This is a genomic window from Streptococcus sp. NLN76 (assembly GCF_015686645.1).
Taxonomy (GTDB): domain Bacteria; phylum Bacillota; class Bacilli; order Lactobacillales; family Streptococcaceae; genus Streptococcus.
The window spans coordinates 14,417-33,740 of sequence record NZ_JADPMS010000009.1; the positions used below are offsets into that span (position 1 = coordinate 14,417).

The 19,324-nt window shown below is 44.7% G+C and carries 24 protein-coding genes; 4 read left to right on the top strand and 20 right to left on the bottom strand.

The genetic code is table 11. From position 1 onward, the window contains the following. Positions 1-49 precede the first annotated feature (49 nt). From I1A59_RS02785 to I1A59_RS02840, 12 genes are all read right to left on the bottom strand, one after another. Complete coding sequence (locus I1A59_RS02785) at positions 50-1,099, bottom strand: sugar transferase (RefSeq protein ID WP_196091297.1); 1,050 nt, start codon at positions 1,097-1,099, stop codon at positions 50-52. Between the two features lie 253 nt (positions 1,100-1,352). Then, complete coding sequence (locus I1A59_RS02790) at positions 1,353-2,444, bottom strand: FAD-dependent oxidoreductase (protein WP_196091298.1); 1,092 nt, start codon at positions 2,442-2,444, stop codon at positions 1,353-1,355. A gap of 45 nt (positions 2,445-2,489) precedes the next feature. Further along, on the bottom strand, positions 2,490-2,984 hold the full coding sequence (locus tag I1A59_RS02795; protein ID WP_196091299.1) for a YtxH domain-containing protein: 495 nt from the start codon (positions 2,982-2,984) through the stop codon (positions 2,490-2,492). Positions 2,985-2,986: 2 nt separating this feature from the next. After that, positions 2,987-3,385 carry a DUF948 domain-containing protein gene (locus I1A59_RS02800; RefSeq protein WP_196091300.1) on the bottom strand — a complete coding sequence of 133 codons (399 nt, stop codon included), beginning with the start codon at positions 3,383-3,385 and terminating at the stop codon, positions 2,987-2,989. Positions 3,386-3,395: 10 nt separating this feature from the next. Beyond that, positions 3,396-4,178, bottom strand: a complete 783-nt coding sequence (lgt, locus tag I1A59_RS02805) for a prolipoprotein diacylglyceryl transferase (RefSeq protein WP_196091301.1) — start codon at positions 4,176-4,178, stop codon at positions 3,396-3,398. After that, the gene (gene hprK, locus I1A59_RS02810; protein WP_196091302.1) at positions 4,159-5,112 is read right to left on the bottom strand and encodes an HPr(Ser) kinase/phosphatase; all 954 of its coding nucleotides are present in this window, start codon (positions 5,110-5,112) and stop codon (positions 4,159-4,161) included. The genes lgt and hprK overlap by 20 nt, the downstream gene beginning before the upstream one ends. A 109-nt stretch (positions 5,113-5,221) precedes the next feature. Further along, positions 5,222-5,500 carry a PspC domain-containing protein gene (locus tag I1A59_RS02815; RefSeq protein WP_196091330.1) on the bottom strand — a complete coding sequence of 93 codons (279 nt, stop codon included), beginning with the start codon at positions 5,498-5,500 and terminating at the stop codon, positions 5,222-5,224. A 50-nt stretch (positions 5,501-5,550) separates the two neighbouring features. Then, positions 5,551-5,994, bottom strand: coding sequence for a SprT family protein (locus I1A59_RS02820; RefSeq protein ID WP_196091303.1), 444 nt, complete (start codon positions 5,992-5,994; stop codon positions 5,551-5,553). Further along, the gene (locus tag I1A59_RS02825) at positions 5,981-8,110 is read right to left on the bottom strand and encodes a Tex family protein (protein WP_196091304.1); all 2,130 of its coding nucleotides are present in this window, start codon (positions 8,108-8,110) and stop codon (positions 5,981-5,983) included. Before I1A59_RS02825 ends, I1A59_RS02820 begins: the two co-directional genes overlap by 14 nt. 68 nt (positions 8,111-8,178) lie before the next feature. After that, positions 8,179-8,394 carry a hypothetical protein gene (locus I1A59_RS02830; protein ID WP_210766430.1) on the bottom strand — a complete coding sequence of 72 codons (216 nt, stop codon included), beginning with the start codon at positions 8,392-8,394 and terminating at the stop codon, positions 8,179-8,181. A 66-nt stretch (positions 8,395-8,460) separates the two neighbouring features. Further along, entirely contained in the window at positions 8,461-8,736 is a 276-nt protein-coding gene (locus tag I1A59_RS02835) for a DUF6036 family nucleotidyltransferase (protein ID WP_196091306.1), read from the bottom strand. Next, positions 8,729-9,013 carry a hypothetical protein gene (locus I1A59_RS02840; RefSeq protein WP_196091307.1) on the bottom strand — a complete coding sequence of 95 codons (285 nt, stop codon included), beginning with the start codon at positions 9,011-9,013 and terminating at the stop codon, positions 8,729-8,731. Before I1A59_RS02840 ends, I1A59_RS02835 begins: the two co-directional genes overlap by 8 nt. A 183-nt stretch (positions 9,014-9,196) precedes the next feature. Between I1A59_RS02840 and zwf the strand changes: the two genes are divergently transcribed. Continuing rightward, positions 9,197-10,621 (top strand): glucose-6-phosphate dehydrogenase, encoded by a 1,425-nt coding sequence (gene zwf, locus I1A59_RS02845; RefSeq protein WP_196091308.1) that lies wholly within the window; start codon positions 9,197-9,199, stop codon positions 10,619-10,621. Then, positions 10,609-10,986, top strand: a complete 378-nt coding sequence (locus I1A59_RS02850; RefSeq protein ID WP_210766433.1) for a hypothetical protein — start codon at positions 10,609-10,611, stop codon at positions 10,984-10,986. Before zwf ends, I1A59_RS02850 begins: the two co-directional genes overlap by 13 nt. A 139-nt stretch (positions 10,987-11,125) precedes the next feature. Here the strand turns inward: I1A59_RS02850 and I1A59_RS02855 are convergent, their stop codons facing one another. The 4 genes from I1A59_RS02855 to I1A59_RS02870 form a co-directional block, all read right to left on the bottom strand. Next, complete coding sequence (locus I1A59_RS02855) at positions 11,126-11,653, bottom strand: hypothetical protein (protein ID WP_196091309.1); 528 nt, start codon at positions 11,651-11,653, stop codon at positions 11,126-11,128. A gap of 95 nt (positions 11,654-11,748) precedes the next feature. Further along, entirely contained in the window at positions 11,749-13,035 is a 1,287-nt protein-coding gene (gene ftsY / locus I1A59_RS02860; protein WP_196091310.1) for a signal recognition particle-docking protein FtsY, read from the bottom strand. Next, the gene (locus I1A59_RS02865; RefSeq protein WP_196091311.1) at positions 13,022-13,852 is read right to left on the bottom strand and encodes a Cof-type HAD-IIB family hydrolase; all 831 of its coding nucleotides are present in this window, start codon (positions 13,850-13,852) and stop codon (positions 13,022-13,024) included. Before I1A59_RS02865 ends, ftsY begins: the two co-directional genes overlap by 14 nt. Beyond that, positions 13,852-14,643, bottom strand: coding sequence for an HAD family hydrolase (locus I1A59_RS02870; RefSeq protein ID WP_196091312.1), 792 nt, complete (start codon positions 14,641-14,643; stop codon positions 13,852-13,854). The genes I1A59_RS02865 and I1A59_RS02870 overlap by 1 nt, the downstream gene beginning before the upstream one ends. A 352-nt stretch (positions 14,644-14,995) precedes the next feature. Here I1A59_RS02870 and I1A59_RS02875 point away from each other — a divergent pair, with 352 nt between their 5' ends. Then, positions 14,996-15,439, top strand: a complete 444-nt coding sequence (locus tag I1A59_RS02875; protein ID WP_196091313.1) for a LytTR family DNA-binding domain-containing protein — start codon at positions 14,996-14,998, stop codon at positions 15,437-15,439. Then, positions 15,436-15,735 carry a DUF3021 family protein gene (locus I1A59_RS09765; protein ID WP_196091314.1) on the top strand — a complete coding sequence of 100 codons (300 nt, stop codon included), beginning with the start codon at positions 15,436-15,438 and terminating at the stop codon, positions 15,733-15,735. The genes I1A59_RS02875 and I1A59_RS09765 overlap by 4 nt, the downstream gene beginning before the upstream one ends. A 414-nt stretch (positions 15,736-16,149) precedes the next feature. Here the strand turns inward: I1A59_RS09765 and I1A59_RS02890 are convergent, their stop codons facing one another. The 4 genes from I1A59_RS02890 to I1A59_RS02905 form a co-directional block, all read right to left on the bottom strand. Further along, entirely contained in the window at positions 16,150-16,656 is a 507-nt protein-coding gene (locus I1A59_RS02890; protein ID WP_196091316.1) for a type III toxin-antitoxin system ToxN/AbiQ family toxin, read from the bottom strand. Positions 16,657-16,899: 243 nt separating this feature from the next. Next, positions 16,900-17,295 (bottom strand): DUF1801 domain-containing protein, encoded by a 396-nt coding sequence (locus tag I1A59_RS02895; protein WP_196091317.1) that lies wholly within the window; start codon positions 17,293-17,295, stop codon positions 16,900-16,902. Between the two features lie 4 nt (positions 17,296-17,299). Beyond that, positions 17,300-18,076 carry a pyrroline-5-carboxylate reductase gene (gene proC, locus I1A59_RS02900; protein ID WP_196091318.1) on the bottom strand — a complete coding sequence of 259 codons (777 nt, stop codon included), beginning with the start codon at positions 18,074-18,076 and terminating at the stop codon, positions 17,300-17,302. A 9-nt stretch (positions 18,077-18,085) separates the two neighbouring features. After that, entirely contained in the window at positions 18,086-19,324 is a 1,239-nt protein-coding gene (locus tag I1A59_RS02905; RefSeq protein WP_196091319.1) for a glutamate-5-semialdehyde dehydrogenase, read from the bottom strand.

Here is a 19,324-nt window from a genome sequence, read left to right on the forward strand (position 1 = left end):
TCAATTAATACTCTATGCATAAAAATTCGAAGTTAAAGATATTAGTCAACTATTTCGCTCCATCTCCAAAAGCCACTACCTTAATGGTTTTAAGCAGAATCTTAATATCATCCATAATGGTCCAGTCTTGGATGTACTCCACATCTAGTGCGACCACGTCTTCAAACTTTGTAATTTCACTACGTCCGCTGACTTGCCAGAGGCCTGTAATTCCAGGTTTAAAGCTCAAACGGCGTTTTTGAGCAGGTGTGTAATCCAAGAACTCCTGTTTGGTTGGTGGGCGTGTGCCGACTAGACTCATGTCACCTCGCAAGACATTATAAAACTGTGGTAGCTCGTCCAAGCTGGTCTTGCGGATGAATTTCCCGATGGGGGTGATGCGGGGATCATTGTCCATTTTGAACATGCCACCCTCCATAATGTTTTCGGCCATGAGTTCTTTTTTTCTTTCTTCCGCATCCATATACATGGAACGGTATTTATAAAATTTAAAGATCCGGCCATTGCGACCGACGCGGTCTTGGGCGAAAATGGCTGGACCTCCATCTCGACGGATGAGGGGATAAAGAATCACACCCACAAAGCCACAAATAAGAAGACCTACTAGGGCGCCTGCTATATCTATAAGCCGTTTAAAAATCAAATGACTAGTCTTGTGGTAGGTCGGCGCATAGGTCGTAACAGGGATGCCAGCGATACTAGCTTCTCGCTTAAGTCCATCTGGATAAGTGTAGCCTGGTATAGCGACATGGACCGTCATCCCCATGGATTCAAAGCTCTCAATCCATGAGGTGACGTCCGCTTCTTCTTCTGGAAGATAAATAAGCACTTCATCAATAGTAGCTCTCAGAGCGAATTCTATCAAGTTGGTGGGACTGAGTTGCCCCTGATCTAAATCTCCCTTAGGTTGGTCGAGGAAATAACAACCATTCAGTGTGTAGTTAGCCTTGTCCAAAGCCTGTTTCAGCATCTCAAAACGGTCAGATTGGCTGATTAATAAGATGGATTTTGGTCCGATTGTTTCAGAGGTGGCAAGGACAGCGGACAACCAGTCAGGATCCTGATCTAACTTGTCTGCACTCATAGTAACTCCTATCATAATTTTCTGTAACTTATACTTAACGAATCTCAATATCGGTATACTCGAACCTTTCAACTAAGGAACTCAGAAAGTCGATGACGGTTGAATGAACGGTCACCGAAAATGCTTATAGTCGCAAGAATTTGAAAGGAAATGAGTATGAAAACGTGTCTATAACCATCCAATTATACCATAAATTAAGTGATTATTTCTACCCCATGTGGAACTAAAGAAAAAAGGCCCTGTAAATGAGCCTTTTGAAACTATGATTTTAACGGTTTACATACCGGCTAACGGGGTAATCTGCTGGGTCTAAATCACCTGTTTTTCCAAGAATTCCGAGGGCCGATTCTCGGCCCAAAAGTGGGCCAATGGTGAGACCGGTTGAGCCGAGTCCACTGACAGTCCAGACATGATCTTGGTCTGGTAAGGGACCAAAGAAGGGGGAATAGTCACTGGTGTAGGCACGGATGCCGACGCGGACTCCGGTCGCTTCTAGGCCTGTCACACGCGGGTAATAGGCCTGCATTTGGTCGACCAATTCCTGAAGCACTTGCGGGTCGACCTCCAGGTCAAAGCCCATGTCATTTTCATGGCTGGCTCCTAGGCTAACTTTTCCATCCCGGAAAGGAATCAGGTCAGCCTCACCTTCTGGCATGACCACGGGATAGGTGTCTGTCACTTCGTCTAGTTGGTAGTCCAGGATTTGACCCTTTTGTGGGCGGACATCCACCTGATAGCCCAGAGGTTCCAATACTTGTCCCAACCAGGCTCCTGTGGTTAAGAGTATCTTGTCGTAAGCCTGTCCATCGACCAAAATTTGTTCTTCCTGCCAAGTCAGACTTACCTGCTTACGGATGGGTTCTAGTCCTGCGGCCTGCAGCAAATCTTCCACAAGGACACCACCATCCACACGCGCTCCACCGCTAGCCCAGAAAGCTCGGTCAAAACCAGTGAGTCCAGGGAATCGCTGCTGCACTTGGTCGCGTGTCCAGAACTCTAACTCTCCCATAAGGGGTGACTCGGGCTTTTTAGCCAGAGCACGCTCCATGACTTCATCCAGATACTCTTCTTTTTTCTTCAAAACAAGAACACCGGTCTGCTCATAGGCTTGGCTAGGCTGGCCGGCCTGCTCCAAGTCCTGCATCAAGCGGGGGTAAAAATCCGCTCCAAGGCGGGCCAGGCGGTACCAGGCCTTGTTGCGGCGGCGGGAAAACCAAGGGCTGATAATCCCAGCTGCCGCCTTGCTGGCTTGGCCAACTCCATGGTCATAGACAGTTACTTCGACTCCTTCTTCTTGACTGAGATAAAAGGCTGCGGTGGCACCGACTATCCCAGCACCAATGATGGCTACACGTGTCATACTTTCTCCTCCGAAAAAGGTTTGGCCTTGCGGCCAAACCTCAATTTATTCTTCTTTCTCAGCTTCAGCCTCTTTTTCCTCATAGTAACCTGCTGGCACTGCAGATACTTTGGGAAGGGTCTTGAGGGGTTTTTCTTCCTCAACGACATCGTCTTCCTCATCCATGTCAATGATGATTTCCTCTTCTGGGGTCACAGCTTTTTTGACCTTGGCCACAACTTCTTCCTTGGTCCCGAATTTTTCGGTCAAGGTTTCCACTTGTTTTTCAGAGAAGGCTTTGACATCATCCATAACAGATTGGACGGTGATATCACCGGATTGCACACCTGACTTGAATTCGTCGTAGCGTTGGGCTACGTTTTGTCCCAAATCCGCTGCTGCTTGGCTGACTTTTTCTTTGGTAGCTTCTGGATCAGCCTGATAATCAGCATACCAATCTTTGGCTTGTTGTGCGACTTTTTGTCCTTTTTTACTTTGGACAAAAAGGGCTGCGGCAGCGCCTGTAGCGGCTCCTAATAAAAGTGATGACAATTTACCCATTGTTATTTACCTGCTTTCTTTTTTGATCCGAGTCCCGAAAGGGCCGTGCGCAAGAGGGTCCGGCTGATAGCAGAACTGACTCCTCCACCTGTAGCAACAGCTTTGTCACCCAGATTGCGGGCAGAGTTGTTCAGGTCTGAGACCGTCTCAGACAGGTCAGCAACTGCCACAAAGAGGGGATTGATGGTCTCCATCTTACCAGAGACGTCATCGGTTAGCACATTGACCTTGGCCATGAGTTCATTAACCTGATACAGGCTAACATTAACATCCGTTGTGAGCAACTTAATCGTTCGATTGGTCTCATCGACCGTTTTTCCCAATTTATGAATAAAAATAGTCAAATAGACGAAAAAAACGGCGAGGGCCAAGCCTACGAGACTAAAAGCAATTTCTACCATATAAACTCCTTCACTTTTCTGCTTGATACCAAGCGAGGTTTCTGTTTTTGCGGCGGTAAATCCAGAGGCTGAGGCCAAGGATTACCAAGATGAGAGATAGGATTTGCGACACGCGCAAGGGTCCTAAGAGCAAGCTATCCGTCCGTAAGCCTTCTATGAAGAAACGACCTGTTCCGTACCAAATGAGATAAAAGAGGGCTAATTCACCTTCTTTAAATAATCGAGGGCGGTGGCGCAGACTAATGAGGATAAGGAAGCCCAAAGCCGTCCAAATAGATTCCATCAGGAAGGTGGGCTGGCGATAGGCGCCTTCGATAAACATCTGGTTCTGAATAAATTGAGGGAGGTAGTCCAGATTCTCAACCACAGCTCCATAGGCTTCTTGGTTGGCAAAATTGCCCCAACGGCCCAGGGACTGCGCAATCAGAACTCCTGGCGCTACGATATCTAAAAAAGTCCAAGGGGATAAAAGGTTGCGGCGGGCATACCAAATCAGGAAGAGCCCCCCGGCAATCAGGCCACCATAAATGGCAATCCCTCCATTCCAGATGGCTAACATTTCCTCTGGATGTTCTTGGTAATAAGACCATTGGAAGAGAACATAATAGATCCGAGCTCCGATAATTCCAATTGGGAAACCCCAGAGGACAAAGTCTAGAATCAGGTCTGGATCCCAACCTTTGTACTTGGCCTCCCGCATGGACAAAAGAACCGCTAGGGCTAAGCCACTAATGATAAAGATGGCATACCAGCGAATGCTAAAGGGGCCCAGCTCAATGGCTATGGGATTCATTGGCTTCTTCCTCCTCGTTTTTCGCAATCAATTGGGTCAAACGATTCTCAAAGGTCTCGGTCGCATCATAGCCCATTTCTTTAGCCCGGTAGTTCATGGCCGCTGCCTCGATGACCACCGAGATATTGCGACCGGTTTTAACGGGAATTCGAATCCGGGGGATGCGAACGCCTCCTACCTCAAATTCTTCTGGATTATTTCCCAGGCGATCAAATTGCTTATTGATGTCAAAGTTTTCCAAGTAGACAGACAATTGGACCTGGGAAGAATCTTTGACCGCGCTAGCCCCGTAAAGACTCATGATATCGATAATCCCCACTCCCCGGATTTCCAAGAGGTGACGGAGGATCTCAGCTGGCTCTCCCCAGAGGGTCATTTCATCCCGCGGATAAATATCTACCCGATCATCCGCAACCAGACGATGGCCCCGTTTGACCAACTCTAAGGCTGTCTCACTTTTACCGATACCAGAATCTCCTTGTATCAGCACACCCATGCCATAGATATCCATGAGGACTCCGTGGACACTGGTCCGTTCAGCTAGTCGGGAATCCAAGTAACTGGACAACTCACCGGATAGGCGACTGGTCGCCGTGGTCGAGCGCAGAACAGGCACCTGGTTTTCTTCAGCCACAATCAAGAGCTCATCCGGAATTCGTAAACCACGTGCTACAATCACTACTGGTGTCTCATCCCGCAGCATATTCTTCAAAACTTGGTAACGGTTGTGAGCTGTCATGTGACCCAGATAGGACCACTCCTTCATCCCAATCAATTGAATGCGTTCTGGGGAATAATAATCAAAATAACCCGTAATTTCCAGTCCAGGCCTTGAAATATCCCCTGTCAAAATCGGTTTTTCCAGCAGTTTTTCCGGACCATAAATATGTTCCAGGCGAACCTTTTCCATCACTTCTCTTACTTTGACAGCCATGGCAACCTCCTCTTTTCTTTCCCTTATTATAGCATCTCAGAAGCCCTCTGACAATTTTTCCTTTTCCTAAAAAGAAAGACTGGGCAGCGCCCAGTCTCGACCTTCTGACCTACCATGTCCAGTCGTCTTCCTCAATCGGTTCCGCAGTCTTGCGGCGACGACCATCCCTGTAGGTCACTTCTTCATCATATTCAATCAAATCTTCTTTATAAGGCAGGATCGCAGAGAGAAGGATATAAAGAAATAGGGCCCATCCATCTGTCAGTAACAGGAAGAGCACGTATAGAACGCGAGCTAGAGTCGGATCAATCTTGAATTTATCCGCCAATCCGGCCAATACACCACTAACAATCTTTCCTTTCCGCATTTTATAATACTTGGTCATGATGATCTCCTCACTTTCTATTGCCATTATAGCAAGTTCCCAGTTCGACTTCATCAGCCTTGAGGCGGATTTATCTCCTCCATCAAGCGGCCCCCACAAGCGCCACAGCGATAGCGGTCCAGCTGGATGCGCCGTTGACGCTGGAAATGCTGGCCGCAAACGGAGCAGACATAGGTGTGTCGCTTGCTATTTTTTGGTGGCGGTGCATAGCGTAAGCCATCCACCTCTTTCAACAGGCGCTTAAAATCCGCATCCCCATGTTTATACCCCTTTTTTTCAAAATAAAGATGGTAATGGGTCAGCTCATGCCGAACTACCTGACGAAAAACGGCCTCACCATACTCCTCAAGGATTCTCGGGGCAAAGTCCAGATGACCGTCTTTCGGGAAAAAGCGGCCGCCCGAAGTGCGAAGCCGCCGATTCCACACGGCCTCGTGTCTGAATGGTTTCCCAAAATCTTCTAGGGAAACTTTTTGAACATAGCTAGTTAGATCCATTTTCTTCCACCATGGTCAAGCTAATCCGGTTCTGAGGGACCTGTACGTCCAAGACCCAAACCGTCACCAAGTCTCCGACAGTAACGACTTGACTTGGATGTTTGACAAAGTTTTTACTCAACTGGGTGATGTGAACTAAGCCATCCTCATGAACACCAATATCTACAAAGGCTCCGAAGTCCACGACATTGCGAACAACACCTTCGAGTTTTTGCCCTGGTTTCAAATCCTTAATATCCAAGACATCTGACCGCAATTGTGGACCCGCAAAGGAATCCCGTAAATCACGTCCAGGCTTCAACAAATCTTGAATGATATCCTCCAAGGTTAGAGGTCCAACACCCAGTTCATCTGCCATTTCTGAAATAGAAAGACTGGACAGTTTGCTCTTAGCCGTATCGTCTAGATCTACAATGGCAAGTTTCTCAAAGAGTTTGTTCACCACCGTATAATTTTCCGGGTGAACTCCCGTCCGGTCTAAGACATTAGCCGCATCCGGAATCCGCAAGAAACCAGCTGCCTGCTCATAGGCCTTAGCCCCAAGTCTAGGAACCTTCTTCAAGTCCTTGCGACTGGTAAAGGCCCCTTCTTCTTGGCGATAGCGAACAATGTTTTCCGTTAAGGTTTTGTTGAGCCCGGAGACATGACTTAAAAGTGCCGGACTAGCAGTATTAACGTTGACTCCCACTTGGTTCACCACGGTTTCGACCACAAAGTCTAGCTTCTCTCGTAATTTTTTCTGGCTCACATCATGCTGGTATTGGCCCACACCAATGGATTGAGGATCAATTTTCACCAACTCTGCTAGTGGATCCTGTAGACGACGGGCAATGGAAATAGCCGACCGCTTCTCGACCGGTAAATCTGGAAATTCTTGACGGGCCAATTCACTGGCGGAGTATACCGATGCTCCACTTTCGTTGACGATGACATAGGCCACTTCTGGGAAGTCCTTTAAGACTTCTGCTACAAAGGCTTCACTTTCGCGACTGGCTGTTCCATTTCCGATGGCAATAATCTCGATTTTCCACTCCGTGATGAGTTGGCTCAGACGCTTCTTGGCAGCCTCAATTTCAGAGGCTTTAGCGGGTTTAACCGGATAGATAACTTCTGTGGTCTGGAGGTCTCCTAGCTGATCAACGACCGCTAACTTAGCCCCTGTTCGAAAGGCGGGATCGAAACCTAGGACCATCTTCCCTTTCAGCGGAGCTGTCAATAATAAGTGGCGGAGATTGTCTGAAAAGAGTTCGATGGCTCCCTCTTCTGCCACTTCCAACATTTCAGACTTAAGGCGGCGCTCCATGGCAGGAAGCAGACGTTTTTTCAGACTTTCATCGACCACTTGAGCCAACAAATCCGTTTTTTTGACAAAGCGAGCCAAGAAAAAGCGTTGCATCTTGTCTAGCTGGTGATCAAACTTGATGCGAAGGACTCCAAGTTTTTCACCTCGATTCAGGGCCAAAAGTCTGTGAGGTGGGAGACTAGCAAGACTTTCTGAAAAGTCATAGTAGTTTTCAAAGACTTGCTTGGGATCTTTTTCCTCATCTTTCAACTGACTGGTCAGAGTCGAGTTGTCACGGACTTCTTGGTAGAGCCAGGAACGGAGACCATGATTTTCAGAAATAGCTTCAATGGCAATTTCCTTAGCCCCTTCGATGGCCGCCGTCGCTGTTGGATAGGCCTCAGATGTCAAAGGTTCTGCCGCATCTTCCAGATTGTCTGCACCTTGAAAAATCAGACGTGTGAGCGGAGATAAACCAGCTTCGCGAGCTAGACTGGCCTTGGTTTGTTTTTTCTCCTTATAGGGAAGGTAAAGCTCTTCCAATTCCGTCATTTTTTCAGCTGCTTCAATTGCGGACTGAAGTTCTGGAGTTAATTTTCCTTGTTCTTCAATTTTGCCCAAGATGGTTGCTTTTCGTTCGTCCAAGGCTGTCAGACTAGCCATTCGATCCGCAATGGTCTTGATTTCCACCTCATCCAACCCTTTTGTTTTATCCTTCCGATAACGAGCCATAAAGGGAATGGTTGCTCCTTCAGCAAGGAGGTCCAAAACAGTTTGGACCTGGGTTTGGGTAATCGTTAATTCTTCTGCAATTCTTGTGATATTTTTATCCATAACCTTAAGTATAGCATAGGCTGGAGATTTTGGGCATGAAAAAACGACCCAAGTTCGGGTCGCTAACTTTAAAAAAATCTCTGTAGCTTTTCCTGATTTTCCACAAAAAAGCTCTCTAGCCATTCCAATCCATACGCATAACTGAATCCTTCAAGTAGCACAGAAAAATCCATATTCTCAAATCCTAACTCTTTCAATGCTCGGAAGGTTTCAAAAGGAGAAGTCATTTTCTCCATTTTAATAATTTTACCAATATCAAGCACATCTTGTTCACGAGAGCTCATAATCTTCATCCCCATCACATAGGTTAGGGGAACAATATATACAGTTAAAGATTGAAAAGAGTATAATCATTCACAGATCTCAAGATCCGGGGCCGGGTTTAAATTGGCCACCTCATTATTTAACCACAGTTCCTCACGCGTATTAATATGAAAAAGTTTCCCAATTTTTGCAATAATCCTATTTATTTCGTGTGATTCCTCATAGAATGCATCCACATCTTGCGTTGCTCGAAGACCATGGTATTCAAGTACAAAACCTCCAACACAGATAATTGATAAATCGAGATTAGCTTGGGTTAATTCTTGATCTAGAGCTTGGAAAACTACTTTCATTTTATCCATGCTTATACTTCTCCATTAAATGTCGCACATTGTTTAAGGGACTTTTTTTATTCAAAGCAACGATATAATCATGAGTTGGAGAACCTATTGAAACTGCCTGTTGTAAACTAACCTTTTGAAAATTCGTTAAGCTTTCAGATTCAATTAATCTCTGAACATCTTCTGCAGTTAAATAAGTGGAAGCCTCAAAAATGACTTTTCTAAGATATCGAAACCAATGAGCAGTATTAAAACGAGAGTTTTCTGCAGCCTTCACCATATATTCATACCAATCCATACACAACTCCTTTCCCTCATATTTAAGAATTGCCAATTCTATTGCTTTTCCCACTTTCATACTATCAAAAAAAGGATTCTTTCCAATATAAACTGACTCCTTTTGATGATTTAGCCGACTCTTAGTCCTGTTTCATCTACCTCAATATGGTATAATTTTAAAAAACACAGAAAGAGGTTCCCTATGCCTGCCAAAGCTATCATTACTATTTTTGGTGCCAGCGGAGATCTGGCCAAGCGTAAGCTGTATCCAGCCCTATTTCGTCTCTTCAAAGCTGGAAAACTAGCAGACAATTTCGCCGTTATTGGAGCGTCTCGCCGTCCTTGGTCCAAAGAAGAATATGAAGCAGTTGTTTTGGAATCCATTCAAGATTTAGTGACAGAACAAGCTCAAGCTCAAGAATTTGCTTCTCGTTTTTACTACCAAAGTCACGATGTGACCAATGTAGCAGATTATCAGAATATCCGAGCTCTCCAAAGCCAGCTCAATGATCGTTACCGGGCAGAAAATAACAAACTCTTCTTCCTCTCCATGTCTCCACGGTTCTTTGGAACCATCGCCAAACACCTTAAATCCGAGAGCATCATCGATGGACTTGGTTTTGAACACCTCATTATCGAGAAACCTTTTGGAACCGATTTAGAATCTGCTTGTGTGCTCAACGAGGAACTGATGGATTCCTTCCGTGAAGATCAGATCTTCCGGATTGACCATTATCTAGGCAAGGAGATGGTCGAAAACATTTATGCTATGCGGTTCGCCAACCCCATTATCGATCGCATCTGGGATCGCCACTCCATTCACAACATCCAGATTACACTAGCCGAGCAGCTAGGTGTAGAAGAGCGCGGAGATTATTATGACCAATCCGGCGCCCTTCGGGATATGGTTCAAAACCATGCCCTACAGATTTTGTCCCTTTTAACTATGGATAAACCCCATTCCTTCAGCAAGCATGATATCCGGGCAGAAAAGGTCAAGGTCTTCCAATCCTTGAAGAAGCCTGGTGTAAAAGAGCTAGCCAGCCACTTTGTACGGGGACAATACACCGCTAACCAGGATTTAGCAGGCTATCGCGAAGAGCCTAAAGTAAATCCAGAATCCATGACCGAGACTTACTTCGCCGGTGTCTTCTTTATCGACAGCGACCGTTTCCGCAATGTCCCTATGTTTATCCGCACCGGTAAACGCTTGGCTGAAAAGGCTACACGAGTGGATATTGTCTTTAAACAAGAACAGACCATTTTCAATGAGAGTTTAGAACCAAACATTTTAACCCTCTACATCCAACCTGAAGAGGGCATCTCCTTGCGCTTCAACCAAAAAGAACCTGGCTATGATTTCAAGATTGTTCCTCAAGCCATCACTTCTTTCGACCGAGCTGAAGGACCTGAAGGCTATGAGAAACTGATTTTCGAAGCCCTTCAAAGCAATTCATCCAACTTCAGCCACTGGCATGAAGTGAAGGCCAGCTGGAAGTTGATCGACAAAATCGAACAAAGCTGGCGCGAGGACCAAAGTCCCCTCCACTTCTACCCAGCCGGTTCCCATGGACCCGAAGCTGCAGACAAGCTTCTTGCCCAATTTGATGCCAAATGGATTTGGTAATCGTAAAAAGGATTCGCGCTGCGAATCCTTTTTATAATTCCCAATTTAAACAGATATCCATTCACAATCAAGAGTTTTGTGATATACTCAAAGTAAGTAAAATATACTTATCAAAAGATGTAAAGGAGTTAAACCAATGGAAAAAAACAAGGATAAGTTCTGTTGATTTATATAGCAACGAATTAGCTCAGGCTTTGTTGGAAGTTTCTAATTATAAACTTGAGGCGATTGTTGCTCATCAAATTGCAAGACAATCTGCAAATCAGGTGGATTTTGATGATCCAAATTTGATGCACGTTGGGGTTAACTCCATTGCAAACATCATCATGCATAATATTAAACCTGAGTATCTTCAAATCATTTAGTAAGATTTGATTACCTAAACAAGTCTATTGAAGCGATTAGAGAAATCTAGTCGCTTTTTTGAAAGATTTTAGAACTTTAATTTTAAGGGGAATTATTATATATATAATCGTAAAAAGGATTCGCGCTGCGAATCCTTTTTTAAATCGTATCCTCTTTGGTTTTATACAAAATAATGCCGACCCAAACGGAGATTAAGGAAGGGAGGACTAGTAAAGTCAAAACACTGGGGTGCGTTAGATCCCACTTGCCAAATTCACTAGCGGATAATTCCGCCAGTTTTAAAAAGCTGTTCAAATTGTTAAAAAGGTCCTGATAAACCGTCACATAAATCAAGAGCCACTGGATAATGTATTCACAAAGGGTTTGTATCTGGTTCGAGATGGAAAAGGTGGGGAAAAACCAACGATTGATCCAGTAGAGAATAAAACCATTGAGAACCGCCAGTAACAAGACCACCACAAACAATGAACTTCCTGAATCTAACAAAACAAGGGATACGTCTGAAATGGTAATGAGAAAAGCAAACAGCGTAAATAAGATCATTCCAATGAAGGCTTCACCTGCCACCAGTAACAATGCCTTGAAAAGATTAAAACGCTTGCCTTTCTCCAAGTTCGCCAGGTAACCTGAAAAAGCAAATAAGAGTAAGAGGCCTAGGAGTGCCATCTAAAGTCTCCAATCTATCACATCTAGCAAAAAGAGAAGGCTGGCACACTAAGTTCCAGCCTCATATTAGAGAAACAGAATTCCATTAGAATTGTCTAATCTATATCTGATACAAAAACGCCATCCAAGAGGGAACGCATAAATTGTTCAGACTTGAAGTCACCAATATCGTCCAATTTTTCCCCAAAACCAATTAGTTTAACGGGAATATCCAATTCTTGACGGATCGCTAGCACAACGCCACCGCGGGCGGTACCATCGATTTTGGTGAGGACAATCCCTGTCACCGGGGTAATTTTCGAAAATTCTTTAGCTTGGACTAGGGCATTTTGTCCCGTTGAAGCATCCAAGGCTAGGAGGGTTTCATGAGGTGCATCTGGAACCACGCGCTGGATAATCCGACCAATTTTTTCCAACTCAGCCATCAGATTGTCTTTGTTTTGTAAGCGACCAGCTGTGTCAATCAGAAGCACATCAACACCTTCAGCTTGAGCTCGCTCCAAGCCATCATAAACGACGCTGGCGGGATCACTTTTTTCAGGTCCAGTTACAACCGGAACATCGACGCGGTTACCCCATTCAACCAACTGAGCCACAGCTCCGGCGCGGAAGGTATCCGCTGCCACCAACATGACCTTACGACCTTCTTCTTTATAGCGATAGGCCAATTTTCCAATGGAGGTGGTTTTCCCGACTCCATTGACACCTACAAAGAGCATGACAGTGAGACCTTCTTGGAAGTTGATTTCTTCTTCGTAATGGCCATCTTTATCATAGATGTCTACTAATTTTTCAATGATGACCCGGCGAAGATCTTCCGGTTTTTTGGCATTTTCCAGACGTGCTTCTTGACGAAGCTCTTCCGTTAATTGCGTTGCGACCTGGACACCGACATCACTGGTAATCAAGAGCTCCTCTAATTCCTCAAAGAACTCCTCATCCACCGTTCGGAAATTGGCAAAGAAAGCATTGAGGCTTTCCAAGAAACCTGAGCGGGTTTTCTGCAAGCTTCGATTGTACTTTTCAGTCTCGGTTTCCCGACGTTTGCGGACTTCTTCCAAGGCCTCCTGAAATTGTTCTTCCTCAACCTTGCGGCTAGCCGCATCCAGTTGAGCGCGCATTTGTACGTAGTAATCTGGTAAGGTGTCGGCTGTTACCTTTTCAACTTCTGAAGTCATTTCTTCAGAGTCTGACTCAGAAACTACTTCGACCTGACTCTCCATTAAGTCTTCAGATTCAGTTTTTTCTTCAGTGGGCAACTCAGATTCAGATGCCATTTCCACTTCGTCTGCCTCGACCGCCTCACTTGCCACTGTCTCTTCAACTTCTTCCTCAGCTGGTTCCTTTTTCTCAACTCCAAATAGGCGATCAAATAGCCCCATGTTCTTTCTCCTTCAATACATATTCTTCAACGGCACGAGCGACCCCGTCCTGGTCATTGGTCCAATCCAAGACCTTCCAAGCCACTTCTTTCAAGGCTGGCACTGCATTGCCCATGGCAACCCCATAACCTGCCCATTCAATCATGCTTAGGTCATTGGCCTCGTCCCCAAAGGCCATGACCTGATCTCTGCTTAAGCCTAGGAGAGCCGTCAATTTCTCCAACCCTCTTGCCTTATCCGCCTCTTTTGGCAACCACTCTAGCAATTGATCTCTGGACTTAAAGATTCCATATTTTTCAAAAAATGGGGCTGGGATTTGTTCTAAGGCCCCATCTAAAGCAGCTGCGTCATGAGCTGAGATACACTTATTATAAAAAGCTTGCTCATTTAAATCGGCAAAGGAAATCAAGGTGAAATCTAAGCTTGGGTTGAAAGACTGGTAACGTGAGGCAATCGGACCTTCAATATTAAAGACTGTCCCTTCCTGGATAACATCCAAGGGTAAGCCCAAGTCACGGCTAAGCTGGTATAGTTCCTGAACTTGGTCGTAGCTAAACCGAGCCTCTGCTAAAATCTCCCCTGTATTGCGTTGGATCAAACCACCATTAAAGGTAATCGCATACTCTTCTTCCTGAGCATCCAGCTCCAACTCCTTTAACAGAAAATCCATGGCTTTAAGCGGACGTCCTGTCGTCAAAACAACCTTAACACCTTGCTCCCGTGCAGCGGCTAGGGCAATCTTGGTTCGCGGGCTGATCTTTTTGTCGCTCGTTAATAAGGTTCCATCCAAATCAAGGGCAATTAAACGAATATCCATTAAACCAACTCCTCCATATATGTAAGAACAGAGCCCTCGCTCGCAGGGCCAATCACTCGGTCTGCCAAAGCCTTAATTTCATCTTTCGCATTTTCCGGACTAATGGCCAAACCAGCCAATTCCAACATCTGACGGTCATTAAACTGATCTCCGAAAGCCACTAAATCATCCGGATGCCAATCCTTCATAATCAACAAGCGCCCAAGAGCCCCCCCCTTATCAATCCCTGTAGGAACAATATCTAAGGTTTGGAAGCCCGTTGTCATCACCGAATAATCTGGCAAAGCCTGCGCAATCCAAGCCAAACCTTCGACCATTTCTGCCGGTTTCAAATTCAGCGTAACCTTGAAAATCGGTTCCCGCATCTCCTTTAAATCTCCAATCAACTGAACATTGGGATGGTAACGACGTGAAAAGGCTAAGTATTCCGAATCAACCGTATTTAAGGCATAAACCTCATTCTCCGCAGAAAAAATCAGCTGATTTTTATCGACATAAGGACTGGATTCCAAAATCGCAAATAATTCTTCCACCGCCAGCTCATCCATCGTGCGAGACCAAATGACTTGCCCCCGCTCTTCAATAATCGACCCATTTTCACCAATCAAATAAATCCGATCCCGAAAGGGTGCAAACAGTTCCCGCATGGAAGCAATTCCCCGACCAGACGCTGCCGCAAACACAATCCCTTTCTCCTCTAAACGATCCAATAACTTCGAAAAACGTTCCTGGTCAAATTGATGATTGCCATCCAAAAACGTACCGTCTAAGTCTGTCGCAATGATTTTCATAACCCACTCCCTTGTCTTCTTGAAATTTTCATTGAGTTCATACGTTCCTATTATACCAAACAATCCTAGAGGCTGGGGAACAGGAAATAGAAAACGGAATCTGCCCAACATAAAACAGATTCCTTGATAGTCAAAAGATGAGAATAACAGCAGGGAGACCCTACTAGTAATTAGATAGACAATCAGCTCTCTACATACACGGATAAGGTTTGAGACAATACTTGATTTGAGTAGAAAGTCGTTACCGCAACGAACACAAAATAGCCGCTAACAATAGGATTTCAACCGATTGGACACCCATTTCGACCACATAGACAAACCCTCTAAACTTATATTACGAGGAGGAAATGTTATGAAGGTAAAAAAAACCATTGATCCATCATTTTTCGAAGATTTAGTGAATTTCAAGATTCGCTCTCTTACTCCTCAACTCTCTGAACTCATTGCCTACGCCAATCACATTGAACAATCAAAAGATCAATTGACTGTCAAATTAGACCAAGAAATTTATTTCTTAAAATGGAGAGAGATTACTAGAATCTATCTGGAAAATCGAATCTTGCAAGTTCGTGCCAAGCAACAAGTCTTTCATGCACAACTACGACTCTACCGGATAAAAGAAATCATGCCCCCTCATTTTTTACAGATTTCTCAGTCAGAGGTCGTAAACTTGGATCAGATTAAACACTTAGAATTAACCACGAATGGCTTGGTTCTCATTCATTTTCTGGATGGTGATCAAGCCTATTCTTCTCGTCGCTATCTGAAAACCATCAAGGAGGTCTTAGGATTATGAAGAAATTGTTTGCTATTGTAACCCGTTCCATTTTTATGGGGTTAGTCATTTCTCTACTTACATCTGCCCTATTCGGTCAAGGGGACTACTATCCCCTCAACCCTTTCTCAGAAAGTGGAAAATTTTATCTAGCTCACTTTAATGAAGTTGGCACCTTTGTCATATCAATCCTGATTTGGATTGGAGTTGGTCTCTTATTTTCCTGGAGTGATACTTTCTTCCACAAAGACTGGAGTCTCCTTCGAATGACCCTGACCCACTTCATCGTTACTAGTCTTGGTTTTATACTCTTTTAGTTTATCTTTTATTACTGTGTTAGCTCGTCTTGCCGTACTTCAGTACTGTCTGCGACTCGCTGCCTTGTACTAAAAGCAAACTAAAAGACTATACCTCCCTAGCTCTACTTGCAGGCTGGTTCCCTCTCAAATGGCAAGCAATCCTTCTTTTTGAGACCATCTACATTTTCATCTATATCCTTATTTACTTCTTCAATTATCAGAAAATGAAAAAAGAGATTGGTTTGATCAACCAAAACCTCCAACAGGAACCATAGCAGACAAAAAGGTAGGAATCCAGTCCACTTGAGTGGATTTGGATTCCTACCTTTTTAGTCTGTTTCTTATTTCCAAAGGGGCAATCGTTGATCGACATGGAATTTGCTAATACAATTGCAGCCTTTTCATACACTAAGATGAATAAAGCGACACAAATTAGGAAATTTTACGATATTCAACTTCTAACTCAGCTAGATTTAGACAATAATCTTTAGTTTTATCATTTATCTGCGGTCTTTCATCTCCCTCAACTATAACCGATCGTATGATAGCACACCTTGATTTTATTGCCTTAGTACGTGGTCTTAAATAATTCAATTCATTCAACAAAAGATCGTAATATTTTGGATTCGTAATTTTAACACCATCCATATTTAACAATTTTCGAAATTTTGGTGGTACCGGAAGCATATTATTTAACAGTAACGATGCAATTTGAACACGATTTGAATCATATATTGGCATTACAACAAAACTAGTGCGTTTCTTTTTAGAACTCAAAGGAACAAAATAATCTATATTCTCAACTGTTAACATAATGCCAATGTATGGACGAGCCCCTTTACGGCCATAAAATTCTTTATTGAGTGGAACTCTTTCATCAACTTGTCTCAAAATATTCAAATATGAAGAATCAATTTGATAGAACTTCATTTCTTGCATCGTTCCCCTCCTGACAAAAATAAGGTTGTCAAACGACAACCCATTTTAAACTTCCAGTATGGCACGGAATCTCCAAAATTAAAACTTCCAGTATGGCACGGAATCTCCAAAATTAAAACTTCCAGTATGGCACGGAATCTCCTTGAAGACAACAAGTATCATATACAAACTCGTTTATCTCTACTTAAATTATATCAAATGTGTGAAACAAGTCAAACAAAAACCTGTTTCATTAAAAGATTTCTACAGTGACTGCTTCAGCAACTCTTGCAATCCATCGAGGTCAATATCGGCCAGTTTATTAATATAAACACAGCCCTTGCCAGTATTGTATTTTCCTAAGGACTGAAGCAGGGAAGCTTGTTCCTCAAGAAAATTTGGATCAAAGTAAAGGCAAAATTTTGTCTGTCTGGGCGCAAAGGCCAAGCGTGGTGTAATGCCTGTTCGACCAGAGTCCAGGAGATACTCAGTCTCTCCAAAACCAATAATTCCAGGATACCATACAAGAGGATTTTCTTGACTGATACTGGTATAGAGTTCCAGAAGTAAGTAGGCATCAGCTTGTTTTTTTACGGATGAGATGTTTTGAAAAATCTCTTCTACATCCTGTCCCGTTGGGGCGAACTTGTTTTCTGCCATTCGTCTATTTACCTAATTCTTGTGTTCGTTGGACTGCTGCACTGATGGCTTGCATGAGGGCAGAGCGGAATCCATTTTTTTCCAGACTGGCAACCCCAGCAATCGTGGATCCTCCTGGTGAGGTCACTTCTTGTCGGAGTTGGGCTGGGTGCTTGTCCGAATCAAGGACCATCTGGGCAGATCCTAAAAGGGTTTGAGCCACTAGGAATTTAGCATCCGTAGCTTGAATGCCCTGTTCCACTCCGGCATCGGTAAGAGCTTCAATCATTTGATAGACAAAGGCTGGACCACAGCCTGCTAAAGCTGTGGCAGCATCCATCAGTTTTTCGGGCACTTGCATGAGTTGACCACTTGGAGCTAATAGGGTTTCCACCACAGGTGCCAACTCTGCATTCGTTAAACTGTAGGTAGTCATGCCCTGGCCAATGGCTACTGGTGTGTTGGGCATGATCCGAACGAGATTTTCCTCAGGTAGGTACTGAGAAAGACTGGTTAACGTCACGCCGGCAGCCATGGATACCCAGATTGTTCCCGGTTTTGCTAGAGGTGCAAGTTGGGAAACCAAGTCTGCTATCAAGTAGGGTTTCAAGCCAAGGAAAATGACCTCTGCTTGAGCAGCAATCTCCTCATTGCTAGCTAGTTTTGCCCCTAACACCTCTGCTAGTCCTTGAGCCTTGGCTGGATTGTGGTTACTGAGGAAAAGCTCTGTGTCCTTAGCCTCGGCTACTGCCTTAGCCAAGGAACCACCCATATTGCCAATTCCAATAAATCCGATTTTCATGACTCTCTCCTATCGAATGTGGCCTTGGCCGCTGACAACATACTTGTAGGTTGTCATTTCTCTTAGTCCCATCGGACCACGCGCATGCATTTTTTGAGTTGAAATGCCGAGCTCACAACCGAGGCCAAATTCGCCTCCGTCCGTGAAGCGGGTGGAGGCATTGACATAAACAGCTGCAGAATCCACCATCAAGGTAAAGAGGTCCGCTGTTTCTGAATGATTGGTCACAATGGCTTCAGAATGACCGGTTGAGTGCTCATTGATGTGCGCGATGGCAGCCTGCGCATCGTCGACCACTTTCACCGCCATGATGTAATCCAAAAATTCGGTGTCAAAATCTTGTTCACCTGCCTGGGTCGATTGTTTCAAGAAAACTTGGGCTTCTTGGTCTGCTCGCAATTCCACTTTCCCCTCCAAGGCTGCCTCAAAAGCTGGTAAAAATTCAGGAGCAATGTTCTTATGAACAACTAGAACTTCAGCCGAGTTGCAGACGGATGGGCGGCTGGTTTTAGCATTAACAGCAATGGAGACCGCCATGTCTAGATCTGCATCCTGATCAATATAAACGTGGCAAATTCCTGTCCCTGTTTCAATCACTGGAACTGTCGCCTGCTCTACAACTGCTTGGATGAGTCCAGCACCTCCCCGTGGAACCAATAGATCAATCTTACCCTTGGCCGTCATCATTTCCTGGGCTGATGCACGGCTGGTGTCCTGAACCAATTCAATAACACCTGGGTGGACGCCAGCTTCTTCTAAACCAGCTTTCAAAGCAGTTACAATCGCTTGAGCAGAATGAAAGGCCTCTTTTCCTCCCCGTAACATGACCGCATTGCCACTCTTAATGGCTAGAGCCGCCGCATCAGACGTTACATTGGGACGACTCTCATAAATCATCCCGACCAAGCCAAAAGGAATCGACCGTTTTTGAATCCGCAACCCATCTTGACGAACATGCTCTTCCAAGACTAGGCCAACAGGATCTTCTAAATCAATCAAGACCCGAATTCCTGCCGCCATGGCCTCAATGCGTTCCTTGGTCAACAAGAGCCGGTCCTGCATAACAGGACTGATTCTTCCCTGGGCCGCTTCCATATCCAAGGCGTTCCCGGCTAGAATGGCATCTGCTTGAGCTTCAAGTTGGTTCGCCATAGCTGCAAGCGCCTGGGTCTTCACCTGACTGCTGGCCAAATTGATGGAGGCCTTGTGCTCCAATAATGAATCCAATAATTCTTGTGTCGTTTTCAT

Coding starts and splice junctions, on each gene's coding strand:
- I1A59_RS02825 (WP_196091304.1), bottom strand. CDS start 8,110: ATGGATAAAAATATCACAAGAATTGCAGAAGAATTAACGATTACCCAA.
- lgt (WP_196091301.1), bottom strand. CDS start 4,178: ATGAATCCCATAGCCATTGAGCTGGGCCCCTTTAGCATTCGCTGGTAT.
- zwf (WP_196091308.1), top strand. CDS start 9,197: ATGCCTGCCAAAGCTATCATTACTATTTTTGGTGCCAGCGGAGATCTG.
- I1A59_RS02800 (WP_196091300.1), bottom strand. CDS start 3,385: ATGGTAGAAATTGCTTTTAGTCTCGTAGGCTTGGCCCTCGCCGTTTTT.
- I1A59_RS02855 (WP_196091309.1), bottom strand. CDS start 11,653: ATGGCACTCCTAGGCCTCTTACTCTTATTTGCTTTTTCAGGTTACCTG.
- I1A59_RS02835 (WP_196091306.1), bottom strand. CDS start 8,736: ATGGATAAAATGAAAGTAGTTTTCCAAGCTCTAGATCAAGAATTAACC.
- I1A59_RS02790 (WP_196091298.1), bottom strand. CDS start 2,444: ATGACACGTGTAGCCATCATTGGTGCTGGGATAGTCGGTGCCACCGCA.
- I1A59_RS02850 (WP_210766433.1), top strand. CDS start 10,609: ATGGATTTGGTAATCGTAAAAAGGATTCGCGCTGCGAATCCTTTTTAT.
- proC (WP_196091318.1), bottom strand. CDS start 18,076: ATGAAAATCGGATTTATTGGAATTGGCAATATGGGTGGTTCCTTGGCT.
- hprK (WP_196091302.1), bottom strand. CDS start 5,112: ATGGCTGTCAAAGTAAGAGAAGTGATGGAAAAGGTTCGCCTGGAACAT.
- I1A59_RS02820 (WP_196091303.1), bottom strand. CDS start 5,994: ATGGATCTAACTAGCTATGTTCAAAAAGTTTCCCTAGAAGATTTTGGG.
- I1A59_RS02905 (WP_196091319.1), bottom strand. CDS start 19,324: ATGAAAACGACACAAGAATTATTGGATTCATTATTGGAGCACAAGGCC.
- I1A59_RS02890 (WP_196091316.1), bottom strand. CDS start 16,656: ATGCAAGAAATGAAGTTCTATCAAATTGATTCTTCATATTTGAATATT.
- I1A59_RS02785 (WP_196091297.1), bottom strand. CDS start 1,099: ATGATAGGAGTTACTATGAGTGCAGACAAGTTAGATCAGGATCCTGAC.
- I1A59_RS09765 (WP_196091314.1), top strand. CDS start 15,436: ATGAAGAAATTGTTTGCTATTGTAACCCGTTCCATTTTTATGGGGTTA.
- I1A59_RS02840 (WP_196091307.1), bottom strand. CDS start 9,013: ATGGATTGGTATGAATATATGGTGAAGGCTGCAGAAAACTCTCGTTTT.
- I1A59_RS02830 (WP_210766430.1), bottom strand. CDS start 8,394: ATGAGCTCTCGTGAACAAGATGTGCTTGATATTGGTAAAATTATTAAA.
- I1A59_RS02875 (WP_196091313.1), top strand. CDS start 14,996: ATGAAGGTAAAAAAAACCATTGATCCATCATTTTTCGAAGATTTAGTG.
- I1A59_RS02870 (WP_196091312.1), bottom strand. CDS start 14,643: ATGAAAATCATTGCGACAGACTTAGACGGTACGTTTTTGGATGGCAAT.
- I1A59_RS02865 (WP_196091311.1), bottom strand. CDS start 13,852: ATGGATATTCGTTTAATTGCCCTTGATTTGGATGGAACCTTATTAACG.
- ftsY (WP_196091310.1), bottom strand. CDS start 13,035: ATGGGGCTATTTGATCGCCTATTTGGAGTTGAGAAAAAGGAACCAGCT.
- I1A59_RS02795 (WP_196091299.1), bottom strand. CDS start 2,984: ATGGGTAAATTGTCATCACTTTTATTAGGAGCCGCTACAGGCGCTGCC.
- I1A59_RS02895 (WP_196091317.1), bottom strand. CDS start 17,295: ATGGCAGAAAACAAGTTCGCCCCAACGGGACAGGATGTAGAAGAGATT.